This is a genomic window from Bradyrhizobium sp. CCBAU 25360 (assembly GCF_028128695.1).
Classification (GTDB): Bacteria; Pseudomonadota; Alphaproteobacteria; order Rhizobiales; family Xanthobacteraceae; genus Bradyrhizobium; species Bradyrhizobium ottawaense.
In genome coordinates this window covers 407783-424964 of sequence record NZ_LBJA01000001.1, presented here as the reverse complement: position 1 = coordinate 424964, position 17182 = coordinate 407783, and the positions used below count along the sequence as shown (strand labels likewise).

Below are 17182 nucleotides of genomic sequence, written 5' to 3'. Positions count from 1 at the left end.
TGCGTTCTCACTTCAGCTTGCATTTGCTCTCCGGACGATCGTAGCCGAGCGTGTCGAGCTCGGAGACCTGGTGCAGGAAACCCTCCTGCGGCGAGACCGACACCACCATGCGGCCATCGACAAGGAGGATGGGCTGGCGCAGCTGCAGATTCCAGTCGCGCAGGGTCAGCCGCGTGCCCTTGAAGGCGGCGACCGAAAAATCCGGGCCCTTGATGAAATCCGTCACCTTCTTGACGTCGCCCGAATTGGTGCGCGAGGTGGCTTCGCCGATCATGCGGGCCGCGGTCCAGGCCTGCATGTCGAGTGCGGTCATGCGCCGCGCGTTCAGCTTGACGAAGCGGTTCTGCATCTGGATCGCGCCCCACTGGTCCTGCGATGCGTCCCAGCTGCGCGGCACCAGGCCAGCCGAGCCCGCAACGGGGCGGGGATCCCAGGTGCGATAGGGCAAATACGCGCCGAACACCTCGCTCTCGTCGGCGGCGACCAGTACGTCGTAAGCAGGCGCGCCTTGCGTGAACACCGGCATCTGGCGCTGGATCAGCGTCACGCCGCTATCGGTGCGGCGCGCGCCGCCCTTGTCCTCGAATGTTTTCTCCTGAACGATCTTGGCGCCGAACCGCGTGGCGGTGCGCCGGAGTGCATCGGCGAACAGCTTATCTTCATCATGCGAGCCGACCACGAGCAGCCAGCGCGACCACTTTTTCCAAACCAGATATTGCCCGAGCGCATCCGCCAGCATCGCCCGTGTCGGCGCGGTGTGGATCACGTTGGCACGGCAATCGGCCTCGCGCAGCCGCTCGTCGATCGCGCCTGCGTTGAACAGCAGCGTGCCGCGGTCGCGCAAGGCGTCCGAGACTTTCAGCAGCGCATCGGCGGGCAGGTCGGCGATGATGAAGCCGTTCTTCTCCGCGAGCGCGGTCGCGGCCTGGACGACGTCCTCGCCTTCCTTGATGCGGCGCTCTTCCAGCGCGAACCGCTGGCCCAGGAATTTGCCGGTGGTATTGTTGTCCTCGATCGCGAGCCGCGCGCCTGCGAGGCCGTCATTCTCCGCGGGCTGCTCGACCAGCGACAGTGTGGATCTGGTGCCGGCGACGCCGAGATAGCCGACGCCGATCAGGGCAGGCTCCGCCGCGAGCGCGCTCGTCGCAGCAAGACCTAAGCCAATCAGGCCGGCCAACCATCGGATCATGTTTCCTCCAAGCGTTCTCCCCCGCTTGACCGCCGGTAGAGAATTGTCTCTGCTTCAAGCATGACCAATTTGTCAGGGCATGCAACCCCGCATTTCGTCCCCGCGCGTGCGAGGCCTGGAATCACGATCATGCGAGCATTGATGATGATCGCCGCTTTGCTGTTGACGCCTTCGCTCGCGCGCGCCGATCCACCGAAGCTTGCCGTGTTCGATTTCGAGCTGATCGACACCAGCCTGCCCGGGGAGTTCTACGGCTCCAGGCCCGAAGAGGCGCGGCTCGTGCTCATCAGCGAGCAGCTGCGCAAGGAATTGACGGAGTCCGGCAGGTTCCAGGTGCTCGACATCGCGCCGGTCAGGGATGCCGCCCGTCACGCCAACTTACAGGCCTGCGGCGGCTGCGATCTCAAGCTCGCGGGCGAATTGGGCGCTGACCTCGAGATCACCGGCATGGTGCAGAAGGTCTCGAACCTGATCATCAATCTCAACATCTATTTGCGCGACGTGAAGACCGGCAACATGATCGCCGCCGCGAGCGCCGACATGCGCGGCAACACGGATGAAGCCTGGACCCGCACGATGAGCTACCTGATCCGCAACCGGCTATTGGCGCCGAATTACGGCAAGCGGGAGTAGGGGCGCTCTTTACCCTCCAGAATCGTAGGGTGGGCAAAGGCGCACTTGCGCCGTGCCCACGATCAATCAATGATTCGAGAGAAATCGTGGGCACGCTTCGCTTTGCCCACCCTACGATACTGCGCTCGCGGAGAGATACCCCTCATCGCAAGGGGAGAAGGAAGAAAGACATCACCCCTTCAGCTTCTCCGCATGCCAGTGCAGATGATCGCCCATGAAGGTCGAGATGAAATAATAGCTGTGGTCGTAGCCCGCCTGACGCCGCAGCGTCAGCGGGATGCCCGCCTTGCTGCAGGCGGCTTCGAGCAGCTCGGGCTTCAGCTGTTCTTTGAGGAAATTGTCGGCCTCGCCGACGTCGACCAGGAAGCCCGAAAACTTCGCGCCATCCTCGATCAGCGCCACCGTGTCGTGGCCGCGCCAGGCGTCCTTGTTCGGCCCGAGATAGCCGGTCAGCGCCTTGGTGCCCCAGGGCACGAGCGAGGGCGCCACGATCGGCGCGAAGGCGCTCGCGGCGCGATAGCGGTGCGGGTTGCGCAGCGCCACCGTCAGCGCGCCGTGGCCGCCCATCGAATGGCCCATGATCGATTGCCGTTTGGCGTCGACGGGAAAATTTCCCGCGATGAGCTTGGGCAATTCGTCCGTGACGTAGCTCCACATCCGATAGTTGCGCGCGAACGGCTCCTGCGTGGCGTCGACATAGAAGCCGGCCCCTAAGCCGAAATCATAGGCATTGTTGGCGTCGCCCGGCACGTCGGCGCCGCGCGGTGAGGTGTCGGGCGCGACGAAGATCAGGCCGAGCTCGGCGCAGGCCTTGCGGAATTCGCCCTTCTCGGTGACGTTGGCATGGGTGCAGGTGAGCCCGGACAGATACCAGACCACGGGCAGCTTGGCGCCGTCGGCATGCGGGGGAACATAGACCGAGAACACCATGTCGGTTCCGGTCGCCTGGCTGGCATGGCGATACACGCCCTGCACGCCGCCGTAGGATTTGTTGGTCGAGACAGTCTGAATCGTCATGCCTTCACTCCGTGGCATCTCACCACATCAATATTGCAACGCTTGTGTGACCGAATTTGTGGCAGCTGCCCGCGTCAGGCAACACCGCTGTCGATCGCCAGCCGCACCAGCTCGACCGAGGTCTTCACCCCGAGCTTCTGGCGCATGATCGACGAGGTGTTGGCGACCGTCTTGTAGGACGATTGCACCAGCCAGGCGATCTCGGACAGGCTCTTGCCGGCGCTGAGCAGCCGCAGGATCTCCATCTCGCGCGCATTCAGCTTGGACAGCGGGCTTTGCGCCAGCGTCGGCCCCGCAAAGGCGATGCTGCGCGCGATCGCGCTCGGCAGGTACGTGCCGCCGCCGCCGACGGCGCGAATCGCCTCGACGAGGTCATCAGGATCGCCGGTCTTGGAGACGTAGCCCTTGGCGCCGCATTCGATCGCGCGCGCGGCAAAGGCCGGGTCGTCGTTCATGCTGAACATGATGATGCGGGCCTCGGGCGCGCGCTCGAGGATGCGGCGCGCGAGCTCGAAGCCGGAGACGGTCGGCAGATTGATGTCGATGATGCAGAGGTCGGGGCGTTCGACGATGAAGACGCACTCGCCGTCCTCGGCGTCGGCGGCCTCCAAAATCTCGATCTCGCCCTCGTCGGCCAGCACGGCACGACAGCCGGAGGCGACAATGGGATGGTCGTCGACGATCAGAATGCGCATAGGCGTTTCCTTGTGACAGCGTCGGCCTGTTTCGCGCCCGGCCGGGATTGCTGTACGCTTCCGATTAGATATCCGCCGCTTCGCCGCTGTCAACGTCATCGGACAGCGGCGGGCGAGGCTTCGCGAGGCACGGGCGACACCAATGTGGCAAAATCTATCCTTGCGCGGGCGCATCAACCTCTTGCTGGCGCTGCTGCTGGCGCTGGGGCTCGCCGTGAATATCGGCCGCCAGGTCGCCGAGGCAGGTCCCCGCGTGCAGGCCGAGGACCAGAGCGTGATCCGGCTCGCGCGCGAATTCATCGAGATGATCGTGGCCGATCTCAACGAGGCGCCAGATCCGGATGCCAGGCTGAACCAGATCGCGCGCGATCTCAGCCGCCTGCGCCATGTCAGCATCACGCTTCGGGACACCGGCGGCAATGCGCAGACGCCGCCCCGGCTTGACACTGACGCCGACACGCGCGGGCCGCCGGCCTGGTTCGTCAGCCTGGTCCATCCCGAGCAGACCGCAGTGAGCGTGCCGGTCTCGATCCATGGCAAGCCCGGATCGCTCCTGATCACCTCGCATCCCGATGACGAGATCGCGGAGATCTGGGACGGCATCGTGACTCAGCTCGAGGTCGGCACGGCGATCGCGCTGGCACTGTTTTTCCTGATGATGAAAGTGGTTGGCCGGGCGCTGGCGCCACTCCAGTCGCTGGCGGAGGCAATGGGGAAGCTCGAAGGCGGACATTACGAGGCGCGCGTCGCACCGGGCGGCGCGCCGGAGCTCGCCGCAATCTGCACCAAGCTCAACCACCTTGCCGCAACCCTCGGTGAGGCGGTCGAGGACAAGCGGCGCCTCGCCGAGCGGGCGGTGTCGCTCCAGGACATCGAGCGCAAGGAGATCGCGCGCGAGCTCCACGACGAGTTCGGGCCGTATCTGTTCTCGCTGCGGGCGCATGCCGGCGCCCTGGCGAAGCAGGCGGATGGACGCGTCCCGAATGCGGAGGCGGTGCGAAAACATGGCAGCGCCATGCTGGAGCAGATCAACGCGCTGCAGCAGTTCAACCGCCGCGTGCTGGAGCGCCTCCGCCCCGTCGGCCTCGCCGAGCTCGGGCTGCGCCAGGCGCTCGAATCGCTGTCGCGGCTGTGGCGGGAATCGCATCCCGACGTCGCCATCGAGACCACGATCTCGCCCGCGCTGGGCACCACCGGCGAGACCGCCGACCTCACCATCTACCGCATCGTGCAGGAGGCGCTCACCAATGTGTTCCGCCACGCCGGCGCGACCTCGGTCAATGTCGTCATCGAGCCGGCGCAGCAGATGGCGCAGGACGGCCGCTGCTGCGCGCGGGTGCGGGTCAGCGACAATGGCCGCGGCATGGAGCCGGGCCAGAAGCTCGGCTTCGGCCTCGTCGGCATGCGTGAGCGGATTCTGGCGCTGGGCGGCACGCTCAACGTCGTCTCCGGCGATAGCGGTTTGACCGTGGAAGCGCTGGTTCCGACCGCGGCCGCCTGATCGCTCTCCCGAGGTGATCGGGAAAAATTCCCGATTTGGTCGGGAAAACGGGAGCGGATAGCGCCCGATCTTTTGTGGCTGGTGTGCGACCGGCCGCTGATTACACTTCGTCTCAACCAATCGGCGAAAATCAAAACAGCCGGTGGTCACGGATGGGAAGGCGGGGATGGGCAAGGTTCTTTCGTTCAAGCGTCGTTTGTTGATGGCCTCGGTGTCGACCGGTCTGGTGTCCGGGGTGGTTTTGGCGGGCCCCGCCGGGGCCGCGCAAGACGAGGAGACCAACGTCCAGAATCTGCCGCCGGTCGAAGTGGCGGCACCGCCGCCGTCGGTGGCGAGGCGTACCGCGCCGACGCGACCCGTCGCGCGCATCGGGGCAGCGTCGTCCGCCGCGCCGAAGACACGGCTTTATGTCTACCCGACCTCGCCGGGCATCGGCAGAGGCCTCGATGTCGACAAGGTCCCGTCGGCGATCAACGCCGTCGATGCCAGCCAGATCAAGCGCACCGGTTCGCTGAACGTCACCGACGCGCTGCGCGACAACATCGCCGGCGTCAACATCACCGAGGTCACCGGCAATCCGTTCCAGCCGGATGTCGAATTCCGTGGCTTTGTCGCTTCGCCCGTGACCGGCACGCCGCAAGGCCTTGCGGTGTATCAGAACGGCGTCCGCATCAACGAGGCCTTCTCGGACGCGGTCAATTGGGACCTGATCCCCACCGCCGCGATCAGGTCGGTGACGCTGGTGACCAACAATCCCGCCTTCGGCCTCAACGCGCTCGGCGGCGCCATCAACCTGCAAATGAAGGACGGCTTCACCTATCAGGGCGCCGAGATCGACGTCATGGGCGGCTCGTTCGGCCGCGTCCAGGGCTCGGCGCAATGGGGCAAGCAGGTCGACAAGAACTACGGCGTCTATGCCGCGCTCGAAGGCCTGCGCGACAATGGCTTCCGCAATTTCTCGCAATCAACGGTGCGGCGCTTCTACGGCGATGTCGGCTACAAGGCCGGCGACAGCGAATTCCACGCCAATATGGGCGTCGCCAAGAACGATTTCGGCGCCAGCGCCACCGTTCCGGCCGAACTGCTCGACAAATATTGGGGCGCGACCTACACCACGCCGCAGACCACGTCCAACCGCGTCGGCTATCTCAACCTGACCGGAAAGGCCGATCCGACGCCGACCTGGACGCTCGAAGGCACCGCGCATGTGCGCAGGTACGAGCAGAAGCTCGTCGACGGCAATCCGACCGATGTGCAGGAATGCGCCGTTCTGGGCCTGTTGTGCTTCGGTGACGATGCGACGCCGGCCAACGGCACCAATGGCGCGCAGCTCGTCAATCCCTATCCGCTCGGAACCATCCTCGGCGAGATCGACCGGAGCACGATCCGTTCGACCACCTTCGGCGTATCAGGGCAGGCCACCAACACCGATCAACTGTTCGGGCACGACAACCGCTTCGTGATGGGCACGACCTATGACGCCAGCGTCACGCGCTACAACGCCACCGCCGAGATCGGCTCGATCGGAGAAAACTACGTCGTCAGCGGTAGCGGCCTCTTCCTGGGGCCGACCGGTCAGCCGGAAACAATTGCCGGTCCCGTCTCGCTGCGGACCGTCAACCAATATAACGGCCTGTATGCGATGGACACGTTCAACGTCACGGATGCCTTCGCCGTCACCGGCGGCGGCCGCTTCAACGTGGCGCGCATCAGCCTGGAGGATCAGCTCGGGACTGATCTCAACGGCGATCATACCTTCACCCGCTTCAACCCGGTGATCGGCGGCACCTACAAGATCACGCCGGGGCTGACTGCCTATGCCGGCTATTCCGAGGCCAACCGCGTGCCGACGCCGCTCGAACTCGGCTGCTCCGATCCAGCCCGCCCCTGTCTCATCGCGGCGTTTCTGGTTTCCGATCCGCCGCTCAAGCAGGTCGTGTCCAAGACCGTGGAGGCAGGCCTGCGCGGCACCAAGGAGCTGAACATCGGCACCCTCGGCTGGAAGATCGGCGGCTTCCGCGCCACCAATTATGACGACATCGTCGCGGTGCCCGTGGTCGGACGGACCGGCTTCGGCTATTTCTCCAATGTCGGCCGGACCCGCCGGCAGGGCCTCGAGGCCGAGGTCAACATCAAATCGCCGACGCTCCAGTTCCAGGCAAGCTACGCCTTCGTCGACGCGCGCTTCCTCGATCCGCTGGAACTCGGCTCCGAAAGCCCGTTCGCCGACCCGGCCAGCGAGACCATCCAGGTCAGGCCCGGCAACCAGCTCCCCGCCATCCCGCGCCACCGCATCAAGGTCGGCATCGACTATGCCGTGACCGACGTCTGGAAGGTCGGCGGCAACGCGCTGTTCGTCTCCAGCCAGTACCTGGTCGGCGACGAGTCGAACCAGTTCGCGAAACTGCCGTCCTATACCGTGTTCAATCTCCATACGTCCTACCAGGTGGCGAAGAACATCCAGCTTTATGGCAAGGTCGACAACATCTTCGACAAGCGCTACGCGACCTACGGCCAGTTCTTCGACACGGGAGCCTTGCCCAACTTCACCAACGGCGGCAACGACTTCACCGATCCGCGCTCGCTGAGCCCGGCGAGGCCACGCGCGTTCTATGCGGGCATGCGGGTGACGTTCTAGGCGCGAAGGCGCAGCCGGCCGCGCCGGGGCAGGGAGTTCCCCGCCGCCTCGGGCGGACGGCTTGCGTAGAATGTCCTGCCTCCGGCATCATGCGCCCGGAGGCTCGCTTTGCCGTGTCGTTGAAAAATCCGGGTGCCGTCGCTGCTATCGTTTCAGCGCTCCGACATGTTTACGGAGATGAGGTCGCCCGCCTCATGCTCATCGAGGGCATGAGCCTGGCCGACCTGATCGATGCGATGTTTTCTGCGCCATTGACGCATCGCGAGGCCGTTCGAGATATCACCGACGGATTGGACGATTTTGTCATTTCACCGGACCTCGGTCTCATGTGGCACCTCAGGTACATCTACGCAGACGAGCCCGGCTCCCTGCACGTCGTGGACATGGAAATCGCCACGCCGAATGGCACGCTGGCAAGCAGAGACGTCTGGCTTCGTCTGGTCTCTTAAAGGCAAGCCGTTTTCGCTGCCAATCCTTCGGCTTGGGAAGCGCCGACAGCTTGCAGGCCGCGCCCTGCGACTTACAAACCGGGAGTTGGCGCGAACCGGATCTAGTCCCGGCTCAGCCGTTCTCTCAGGAATTCGATGAAGCGTTGCGTCTTGGCGGGGAGCAGCCGGGTTTCGGTGACCGCGTAGATGGTCATCGGCAAGCCCTGCCATTGCGGCATGATACGGCGTAGTCGGCCGGCTGCGACTTCATCGGCGACGATCTCTTGCGGCATGAACGTGATGCCCATGTCGAGCGTCGCCAGGCGGCGGAGCATGCCGATGCTGTTGAGGTGGAAACGGCCGCTGACGCTGGCTTCGACCGTTTGCGTTCCGTTTTGCAGCGTCCAGCTGCCCACCCTGGTCTGGCAGAGACATTGATGGTGCGCGAGGTCCGCCGGTTCGTCCGGCTCGCCGTTCTCTTCGAGATAGCGCGGCGAGGCGTAGAGATGGCCGTGCAGGCGAGCGAGCGGCCGCGCGATCATATGGGAGGCCTCGGATTCTCCGACTCGGATCGCCAGGTCGTAGGGCTCGGAGACCAGATCGACGCGCCGCGGCGTCAGGTCGAACTCGAAATCGATGCCGGGATATTGCCGTGCGAATTCGGTGATCAACGGCGCCAGATAGGTGTTGGCGAAATCCACCGGCAGTGAGACGCGCAGCAGTCCGCTCGGCCGCGCCAGCATCTCGCCGAGTTGCTCGTGCGCCAGGCGCGCTTCGTCGACGATGCGCTTGCAGCGCTCGAAATAAAGCTGGCCGGCTTCGGTCAATTCGATCCTGCGCGTCGTCCGGTTCAGCAGGCGAAGCCCGATTTCCTTCTCCAGGAGGCCGATCCGTCGCGACAGGGTGGAGTTGGGCATGTCGAGGATCGCCGCGGCGCCCCGGAAGCTCCTGGCCTTCACGACCTCGACGAAGAGCGCCATGTCGTTCAACAGCTCCATCGGATTATCCCATATGTGGATCAATCTGTTCCATTATACGGCATTTATTCCATTGGCTGGAAGCTCCATCTCCCTTCTCTGCATCATCGAGAAGGAGCTCGCCGTGAATTCGCTCTTCAGTCCCATCCGCGTCGGCGGACTTGAACTTCCGAACCGCCTGGTTATGGCGCCCATGACGCGCTCGCGCGCCGATGCCAGCGGCGTTCCCGGCGGCCTCGCCGCCGAATATTACGCGCAGCGCGCCGGCGTCGGCCTGATCGTCACCGAGGGCACCCAGCCGTCCGATGACGGGCAGGGCTACATGACCACGCCGGGCATCTACACGCCCGCGCATGTCGCCGGTTGGCGCAAGGTCACCGACGCCGTGCACGCCAAGGGGGGCCATATCTTCATCCAGCTCATGCATGCCGGACGCATGTCGCATCCCGACAACACGCCGCATCACCGGCCGGGCGTGGCCCCGTCCGCGATCGCGCCCGATACGCCGATGTTCACGCCGAAGGGCATGCAGGATATCCCGCAGCCCCGGTCGCTCGCGATCGACGAAGTGCGCCGGACCGTCGGCGACTTCCGCGATGCCGCGCGTCACGCCATCGCGGCGGGCGCGGACGGCGTCGAGATCCATGGCGCGAACGGCTATCTGGTCCAGCAGTTCATTGCGCCGAGCGCGAACACCCGGACCGACGCCTATGGCGGCTCGATCGAAAATCGCGCGCGTTTCGCCGTCGAGGTTGCGGCGGCCATCGCCGCGGAGATCGGCGCGGACAAGACGGCGATCCGCCTGTCTCCAGGCATCACGATGTGGGGCATCGACGAAGGCGCCGAAGGACCGGACCTCTATCGCCATCTGGTCGCTGAGCTCGACAAGCTTTCGCTCGCCTACCTTCACATCATGCATCAGGGCGACGATCACCTGCTCGCCGACCTCCGCAGACTGTGGCGCGGCAAGCTGATCGTGAACAGGCCGGGCCGTCCGCGCGATCGTATCGGTTCCGACGTCGCCGCGGGGCTGGCCGATCTGGAAGCATACGGCCAGATGATCCTGGCGAATCCCGATTTTCCGACCCGCCTGAAATCCGGTGCGCCGCTGAACGAGGCCGACCGCAGGACGTTCTTCGGCGGTGATGCAAGCGGGTACACCGACTATCCCGCATGGGACGCGGCTGCCGCCGTCTGAGGACGGGCGGTCATCACATTCATCGGCTCTGCACCGCGACCGCGGCGCAGAGCGCTCATTTTCATCAATGCTTGCGGAAGGCACCTGAAGTGAAACGCGTGGAACTGGACAAGAGCCTGAACGTGACTCTACCGTCGCTCGAAAGCCTCCGGCTCGATGGACTGAATGTCGCCGTGATCGGCGGCACCGGCGGGATCGGTCGGGCATTCAGCCATCAACTCGCAGCCAGGGGCGCGAATGTCCTGGTCGTCGGTCAGACCTTCCGCGACCAGGACATGCCGCGCATCACGTTCATGAAGGCAGATCTGAGCTCGATGCGGGATGCGCGCCGCATCGGCAGCGCGCTGCCCGCCGGCAAGATGGACATCGTTGTCTTCACGACCGGCATCATGGCAGGCCCCAAACGCGAGGTGACGGGCGAAGGCATCGAGCGCGACCTTGCCGTCAGCTATCTGAGCCGCCGCGTCATCCTCAACGAGATTGCTCCGCGACTTGGCAAGGACCGCGCCCGGGCCGACCTGAGGCCCCGCATGTTCGTCATGGGATTTCCGGGGACGGAGCAGAGGGCGAATGTCGACGACCTGAACTCGGAACGAAGCTACAAGCGGTTCGCCGCACATTCGAACACCGTGGCCGGAAACGAAGTGCTCGTCATCGAGGCGGCCAGCCGCTTTCCCGACGTCGACGTGTTCGGCCTCAACCCCGGTTTCGTCAAGACCAACATCCGCGCCAATCTGCTCGGGTCGCGCGCGCTGTTCGCCGTCGTGGAATGGCTGACCACCTTCATGATGGTCGAGCCGGATGCTTATGCCGAGCGGTTGGTTCCGCTCCTGGTGTCGCGCGATCTCAACGGCCGCAGCGGTGCGATGTTCAATAACAAGGCGGAGGCGATCCTGGCGAGCCCGTCGTCCACGGAGCCGTCCTATGCGGCCGCGCTGATGGGGGCCTCCGACAGACTCGTCAGTCGCGCGATGGAAGGTCGAGCGGGGAAGGGTGCATGACCGGGCTTTCTCTCGAGGCCTGCGCGGACAGACCGCCCGATTGTCCTTTACCGTTTAGAAACCATGGCAAATGATCCGAAAATTTTAACGAAACTGCTCGGCTGTCTGCGCGTCGATTCACTGGAGGGCCCGTCTGATGACAGAGCACCAGTTGAGAGAGCAGGAATGCCAGATCGCGCGTTATCGGCGCTTGGAACGGGAGGTGACGGATCCACTTGCCGCGTGCCTGCTTCACGGCATCGTCGAGGAGCTTGAAGCCGAGCTGCGCAAGGAAAGGCCGGATTGGCACGGGCCGCGTGATTAACGGTTTCTTAGCGCTATCATGCGGATTGTTGTGCGGGAATGCCAGGGAGACTGCTCCCATGTTGAAGGACGGGACATATGCGGCGTGGTACAAGACGCCGCTCGACCAGGGGACCGGGATCGTCCATGTCGCAGACGGACAGATCTGGGGCCGCGACAGCCTGATGACGTATCATGGCTCGTGCCAGGTCGATGGAGATCGCTTCACCGCCACCGTATCAACGAAGCGTCATACCGACGGACGTGCAACGGTCTTCGGCGTGGAAGACGAGCTCACCCTGGATATCGAGGGAAACTGTCCCGGCAAGATCGCGACTTACACCGCGACGGCACAACAAGTGCCGGGAATGATCCTCAAGGGCACGCTCATTCTGACCGAACAGCAGCCGCAGGCAAGTGAGCGAACCGAGCAGTTCCCGGCATTCAATCCCGACAAGCTGCCAAAGCTGCCGAAGCGCTCGCGCTGAAAATTTCGTATCGCGATGCGTGACGTCAGGGGCCAGCTGACCGGCTGCTCCAGCGAGGCGAGGGACATCATTTGTCCTCCGGCCAGCCCCGGGCGAGTATCGCGGCTTGTTGCAGGGTGATGCTTCGGACCAGGGGATCCGCATGACGGTGCACGAGTTGCCAATCCGTGCCATCCTTGCGGTAGACCTCGGTCACGCGCAACGACCAGTCTTGGGCCGGCAAACCGCCCACTTCGGCCCGCTGGTGTTCGATCATTGCGAGAACGACGAGCGCGTCCGATGCATGGGTTTGCAAGACCTCGAGCTCGGTTTCGCCTTCCCTGAAGTATCGCGATAGGTCGGCCAGGCGCTTGGGGCTGGCGTCGAATCCGCGACTGGCAGGCCCGCCGAACGGCTGCATCAACGTGAAATCCGGCGCGACGCGGACGAGCTGGAGCCAGCGATCCATGTCGCCACGCATGAACGCGGCATTTTTCGCGCGGGCACGTTCGATGAGGCTGGCTATGGCGTCGTTCCCGGCGGCCGCGTCGGCCGAAAGCTGAACGGACAGCGGAATTGCAGCCGTGGCGGCCATCATCGAGCGCCGCGACATCTGCTCCTGCGGGTCTGGCCAATTGTTCACACCGGGCGGTCTCTTGGTCATCTCGCCTCTCCTGATCGAACGACGAATGCCCCCATCCATGAGACCTTGAACTTGATGAATCCAGCGATATGATTTCAGCATCATGCTGAACCAAATTGATCTATCCAGGATCGACCTGAATCTCCTCGTGCTCTTCCGTGTGGTTCTGGAAGAACGTCATGTCGCGCGTGCTGCAGGCCGGCTGAGCCTGACGCCGTCGGCTGTCAGCCATGCGCTTGGCCGGCTCCGTCTCTTGCTGAACGACCCGCTGTTTCTGCGGACGCCGAAGGGCGTCGTTCCAACGGCCCGGGCCTTGGAGCTCGAGGAGCCCGTGACCGAGATCATCGCGCGCATCGAACAGCTGATCGGCTCGGCTGCACCGTTCGACCCCGCGAAGAGCCGCCGCCGGTTCACGATTGGCGCCCCCGATGCCGTCCTGGCCTCGACATCCGTTCAGCTCCTGCGATCGATCGCGACTGCGGCCCCCCATATCGACCTCGCCCTGATCCACCTGATGCCTGCGCCGCGCGGCGGCGCGATCGGGGAGCCCTGGCACCAAAGCCTCGATATGCTCGAAAGACGCGAGCTCGACGTCGCAATGCTGCCGCTGCCGACGGTATCGCCGCGATTCGAGGCGCGCAGGCTCTACGACGAGGATTTCGTGCTGGCCATGCGCAAGGGACATCCCCTCGCGAAAGCGCCCACCCGTGCTGCATTCTCGCAGTCACAGCATCTGCTGGTGTCTCTCAGTGGTGAAGCGCGCGGTTTCGTCGATCAGATGTTGGCAAAGCGCGGCCTCGAGCGCCGCATCGCCTTGACCGTCCCGAATTTCATGATGGCGCTCGTCCAGCTTTCAGGATCTGATCTGATCGCAGCATTGCCGCGCCGATTGGTGGAGCACCACGCCGGCCGTTTCGGCTTGGTGTTCGTCGAGCTGCCTTTTGCGCGTAAACCGGATGCGATCCGGGCGATCGCAACCAAGGCGGCGATGAGAGACGCCGGCATCGCGTGGCTCATGCAGGTCGTGGTCAGCGCAATCGGAGCAGGTCGGCCCTAAAGCCGCCCCTCTGAAGCCGAAAAGTATTCATCCGACGCCGAAAAGTGACGGCATTGTGCCTGCCGCACCGTCTACGTTTGCTGGATCTGGGTCCTCCCGGACGCGCTTCTCAAATGGCCTCGAACTGTTCATTGTGCCGGGCCGAAAACCAAGAGAAGCGGAGCAGCATCAATGTCGGACAAGGTCTCGCGTCGCCGGTTTGCGAAGCTCGCGGGGTTGTCCGCAGCCGGGGTGACAAATCCGCTTGATCTCGTCGAGGCCAGGCCGGCAGCCATGCCGCGCAGCGGCAGCGGTTTTCCGGCGGGCTTTGTCTGGGGCACGGCGACCTCGTCCTATCAGGTCGAGGGTGCGGTCAACGAGGACGGGCGAGGGGCCTCGATCTGGGACAAGTTCGTGCGCATCCCCGGCAAGATCGAGGACGGCACCACTGGTGACCGCGCCAATGAGCATTATCACCGCTACAAGGAGGATATCGCGCTCATCAAGGCGCTCGGCTGCAAGGCCTATCGCTTCTCGGTGGCCTGGCCGCGGCTGTTTCCGGACGGCGACGGCAAGCCCAACCCGAAGGGGCTCGACTTCTACAATCGTCTCGTCGACGAGCTCCTGAAGAACGGCATCGAGCCGTGGCTGACGCTGTATCACTGGGATCTGCCGCAATCGCTGCAGGATCGCTTCGGCGGCTGGCGTTCGACGGAAACCTGCAAGATCTTCGGCGACTACGCCGCCTATGTCGCCGAGCATCTGACTGACCGTGTCAAAAACGTGTTCACGCTGAACGAGAGCGGCCGCTTCGTCTATTTCGGCTACGGCATCGGCATCGACGCGCCGGGCGTGACGCTGCCGCAGGCCGAGGTCAACCAGATCAGGCACAACAGCGCGCTCGCGCACGGGCTCGCGGTGCAGGCGGTGCGCGCCCATGGCCGCCGCGGCACCCGAGTGGGGCCGGCCGAGAACATCGATGCCTGCGCGCCCGCGATCGACACGCCGGAGAACGTCCGTGCCGCGGAGATCGCACTGCGCGAGATGAATGCCGGCTATCTCAACGTCATCATGACGGGCCGCTACACCGACGCCTTCCTGAAATTCGCCGGCCCCAACGCGCCGAAATACACCGATGCGGAGCTGAAGATCATCTCCTCGCCGGTCGATTTCCTCGGCCTCAACATCTACGCGCCGCAGAACTATGTGGTGGCCTCCGACCAGGGCGCGGGCTTCATGCCGCTGCCGATCCCGAAATCGTTCCCGCACATGAACTCGGACTGGCTGCGCGTCGGGCCGGAGACGCTCTATTGGGTGCCGAAGCTGGCGGCAAAGATCTGGAAGACGGATGCGATCTACATCAGCGAGAACGGCGCCTCCGGCGATGACGTCGTCACGCCGGACGGCAAGATCTACGACACCGACCGCATCATGTACCTGCGCAACTATCTCGCCCAGCTCCAGCGCGCCACCGCCGAAGGCGTCCCGGTGCGCGGCTATTTCCTCTGGAGCCTGATGGACAATTTCGAGTGGGTATATGGGCTGAACAAGCGTTTCGGGCTGTACCACGTCAATTTCGACACCCAGGTCCGCACGCCGAAACTCAGCGCCAGCTTCTATCGCAACGTGATCGCGAAGAACGCGGCGGGTGCGTAGCTCTTCTTGCTCTCCCTGTTCTTACGGGGTCGCGACGAGCTTCGCTCGCGCTGAGAGGGCAGGGGTGAGGGGCTCTATCCGCGAGTCCATCTGCCATCGTCCTTGTTGAAGCTCCCCCTCACCCGAATTTTCCGCTGCGCGTAAAATCCGGCCTCTCCCCGCACGCGGGGAGAGGCGAAGGAATGCCGTGCATTGACTCCCATCTCCCCCTGATTGAAAACGCCTCTCAACAACCCACAACAAGAGGACAACGCCAATGACCGATGCACTCATCATCGATGCCTGCCGGACCCCGCGCGGCGTCGGCAAGGCCGGCAAGGGCGCGCTTTCGGGCATTCATCCGCAGCAGCTCGGCGCCACCGTGCTGCGCGCGCTCGCTGATCGGACCGGCATCAACACCGCCGATGTCGAGGACATCGTCTGGGGCTGCAGTGCGCAGGTCGCAACGCAAAGCGGCGATCTCGGCCGTATGTCGGCGCTCGATGCCGGCTATGACGTGCGCGCCAGCGCCGTGACGCTCGATCGCTTCTGCGGCTCCGGCATCACCAGCGTCAACATGGCGGCATCCTCGATCATGGCGGGCGCGGAAGATCTCGTCATCGCCGGCGGCTGCGAGATGATGTCGATGGAAGGACGCCGCGGCGGCGGCCCGATGATGATGGACTCTGGCAATCTGCGCCTGCGCGCGCGGCATCCGCAATCGCATCAGGGCGTCTGCGCGGATGCGATCGCGACGCTCGAAGGCATCACGCGAAGGGACGTCGACGCGCTCGGGCTCGAGAGCCAGAAGCGCGCCGCGCACGCAATCGCGAACGGCCACTTCAAGAAGAGCCTCGTGCCGGTTCACCGCGAGGACGGCAGCCTTGCGCTCGACCACGAGGAATATCCGCGGCCGCAGACGACGATGGAGGGCCTCGGCAGCCTGAAGCCGGCCTTTCCGGCGATTGCCGACTATGCGCTCGACGACAAGGGCACGACCTATCGCGGCCTGATCCTGCAGAAATATCCTGATCTCGAAATCGACTTCATGCACCACGCCGGCAACTCCTCCGGTGTCGTCGACGGCGCCGCCGCGATCCTCTTGGCCTCGCCCGCCTACGCCAGGGCGCACGGCCTCAAAGCCCGCGCCCGTGTCGTCGCGATGGCCAACATGGGGGACTCCCCGACCCTGATGCTGAACGCGCCGGTGCCGGCGACGCGCAAGGTGCTGGCGAAGGCGGGGCTGACCGTCGACGACATCGACCTGTTCGAGATCAACGAGGCGTTCGCGGTGGTGGCGGAAAAATACATCCGCGACCTCAAGCTCGATCGCGCCAAGGTCAACGTCAACGGCGGCTCGATCGCGCTCGGCCATCCCATCGGTGCCACCGGCTCGATCCTGATCGGCACCGTGCTCGACGAGCTCGAACGGCGCGACCTCAAGCGTGGTCTCGTCACCATGTGCGCCGCCGGCGGGATGGCGCCGGCCATCATCATCGAGCGCATCTAGCGCGAGCGAAGCTCGCCGCGCCCCTGTGGCAATAGGGTGAGGGAGCAGGTGAGACGCCACAACGCGACGATCTAGCCTTATTTTCTAGGGCGAAACGCACTCCTCCGCGCACAAAGAGGCACCTCGTCGCTTGTCGAAAGCGGCGAATCAGCTTTAGCAAGGTTGCGTGCGGGCCTTTGAAACAAGGTAAAATCCGCTGCCTGAGGCTTCTCCCGCTCCGGAAGTCGCTAAAAAGCAGGGTTTTTTGCCGCTGAGGGCCAAAAAAGCCCGTAAAACCGCGACAAAACTGTGCAGAAGGCTATAGGCCTTCGCCGGTTGGTCTAATATGCAAC

Annotated in this window: 16 protein-coding genes and 1 pseudogene; 12 read left to right on the top strand and 5 right to left on the bottom strand. The window is 64.3% G+C overall.

Translation table 11 applies throughout. From position 1 onward, the window contains the following. Positions 1-7: 7 nt before the first annotated feature. Positions 8-1189 (bottom strand): ABC transporter substrate-binding protein, encoded by a 1182-nt coding sequence (locus XH81_RS01880; RefSeq protein WP_038949206.1) that lies wholly within the window; start codon positions 1187-1189, stop codon positions 8-10. Positions 1190-1249: 60 nt separating this feature from the next. Here XH81_RS01880 and XH81_RS01875 point away from each other — a divergent pair, with 60 nt between their 5' ends. Then, positions 1250-1822 (top strand): DUF3280 domain-containing protein, encoded by a 573-nt coding sequence (locus tag XH81_RS01875; protein ID WP_028142684.1) that lies wholly within the window; start codon positions 1250-1252, stop codon positions 1820-1822. A gap of 171 nt (positions 1823-1993) precedes the next feature. On the opposite strand, the gene fghA is transcribed toward XH81_RS01875, so the two are convergent. Both fghA and XH81_RS01865 read right to left on the bottom strand, forming a co-directional pair. Next, a complete protein-coding gene (gene fghA, locus XH81_RS01870; protein WP_028142683.1) occupies positions 1994-2839 on the bottom strand; it encodes an S-formylglutathione hydrolase in 846 nt (281 codons plus the stop codon). Positions 2840-2913: 74 nt separating this feature from the next. Next, positions 2914-3534 carry a response regulator gene (locus XH81_RS01865; protein ID WP_018320706.1) on the bottom strand — a complete coding sequence of 207 codons (621 nt, stop codon included), beginning with the start codon at positions 3532-3534 and terminating at the stop codon, positions 2914-2916. A gap of 142 nt (positions 3535-3676) precedes the next feature. Between XH81_RS01865 and XH81_RS01860 the strand changes: the two genes are divergently transcribed. The 3 genes from XH81_RS01860 to XH81_RS01850 all read left to right on the top strand — a co-directional run bounded on the left by XH81_RS01860 (position 3677) and on the right by XH81_RS01850 (position 8122). Beyond that, positions 3677-5035, top strand: a complete 1359-nt coding sequence (locus XH81_RS01860; protein WP_271595652.1) for a histidine kinase — start codon at positions 3677-3679, stop codon at positions 5033-5035. 166 nt (positions 5036-5201) lie between these two features. After that, positions 5202-7673 (top strand): TonB-dependent receptor, encoded by a 2472-nt coding sequence (locus XH81_RS01855; protein WP_173015792.1) that lies wholly within the window; start codon positions 5202-5204, stop codon positions 7671-7673. Between the two features lie 89 nt (positions 7674-7762). Beyond that, positions 7763-8122 (top strand): hypothetical protein, encoded by a 360-nt coding sequence (locus XH81_RS01850; RefSeq protein WP_271594225.1) that lies wholly within the window; start codon positions 7763-7765, stop codon positions 8120-8122. 101 nt (positions 8123-8223) lie between these two features. Here the strand turns inward: XH81_RS01850 and XH81_RS01845 are convergent, their stop codons facing one another. After that, positions 8224-9099: a LysR family transcriptional regulator gene (locus tag XH81_RS01845; protein ID WP_271594224.1), complete on the bottom strand. Its 876-nt coding sequence runs from the start codon at positions 9097-9099 to the stop codon at positions 8224-8226. Between the two features lie 163 nt (positions 9100-9262). Here XH81_RS01845 and XH81_RS01840 point away from each other — a divergent pair, with 163 nt between their 5' ends. The 4 genes from XH81_RS01840 (at position 9263) to XH81_RS01825 (ending at position 12047) form a co-directional block, all read left to right on the top strand. After that, complete coding sequence (locus tag XH81_RS01840) at positions 9263-10276, top strand: alkene reductase (RefSeq protein ID WP_442868191.1); 1014 nt, start codon at positions 9263-9265, stop codon at positions 10274-10276. Between the two features lie 122 nt (positions 10277-10398). Further along, complete coding sequence (locus XH81_RS01835) at positions 10399-11277, top strand: SDR family NAD(P)-dependent oxidoreductase (protein WP_271595650.1); 879 nt, start codon at positions 10399-10401, stop codon at positions 11275-11277. A gap of 136 nt (positions 11278-11413) precedes the next feature. After that, positions 11414-11581 (top strand): hypothetical protein, encoded by a 168-nt coding sequence (locus tag XH81_RS01830; protein WP_162832255.1) that lies wholly within the window; start codon positions 11414-11416, stop codon positions 11579-11581. Positions 11582-11639: 58 nt separating this feature from the next. Next, positions 11640-12047 carry a hypothetical protein gene (locus XH81_RS01825; RefSeq protein ID WP_038973576.1) on the top strand — a complete coding sequence of 136 codons (408 nt, stop codon included), beginning with the start codon at positions 11640-11642 and terminating at the stop codon, positions 12045-12047. Positions 12048-12114: 67 nt separating this feature from the next. On the opposite strand, the gene XH81_RS01820 is transcribed toward XH81_RS01825, so the two are convergent. Next, positions 12115-12690: a YybH family protein gene (locus tag XH81_RS01820; RefSeq protein ID WP_271595649.1), complete on the bottom strand. Its 576-nt coding sequence runs from the start codon at positions 12688-12690 to the stop codon at positions 12115-12117. Positions 12691-12772: 82 nt separating this feature from the next. Here XH81_RS01820 and XH81_RS38545 point away from each other — a divergent pair. The 4 genes and pseudogenes from XH81_RS38545 to XH81_RS01805 all read left to right on the top strand — a co-directional run. Then, a pseudogene (locus XH81_RS38545) lies at positions 12773-12922 on the top strand (LysR family transcriptional regulator); the annotation flags it as partial. 78 nt (positions 12923-13000) lie between these two features. Then, positions 13001-13726 carry a LysR substrate-binding domain-containing protein gene (locus XH81_RS01815; RefSeq protein ID WP_333913138.1) on the top strand — a complete coding sequence of 242 codons (726 nt, stop codon included), beginning with the start codon at positions 13001-13003 and terminating at the stop codon, positions 13724-13726. Positions 13727-13897: 171 nt separating this feature from the next. Further along, positions 13898-15361, top strand: coding sequence for a GH1 family beta-glucosidase (locus XH81_RS01810; protein ID WP_038973574.1), 1464 nt, complete (start codon positions 13898-13900; stop codon positions 15359-15361). A 256-nt stretch (positions 15362-15617) separates the two neighbouring features. Beyond that, positions 15618-16850 carry an acetyl-CoA C-acetyltransferase gene (locus tag XH81_RS01805; protein WP_038973573.1) on the top strand — a complete coding sequence of 411 codons (1233 nt, stop codon included), beginning with the start codon at positions 15618-15620 and terminating at the stop codon, positions 16848-16850. Positions 16851-17182: the final 332 nt, after the last annotated feature.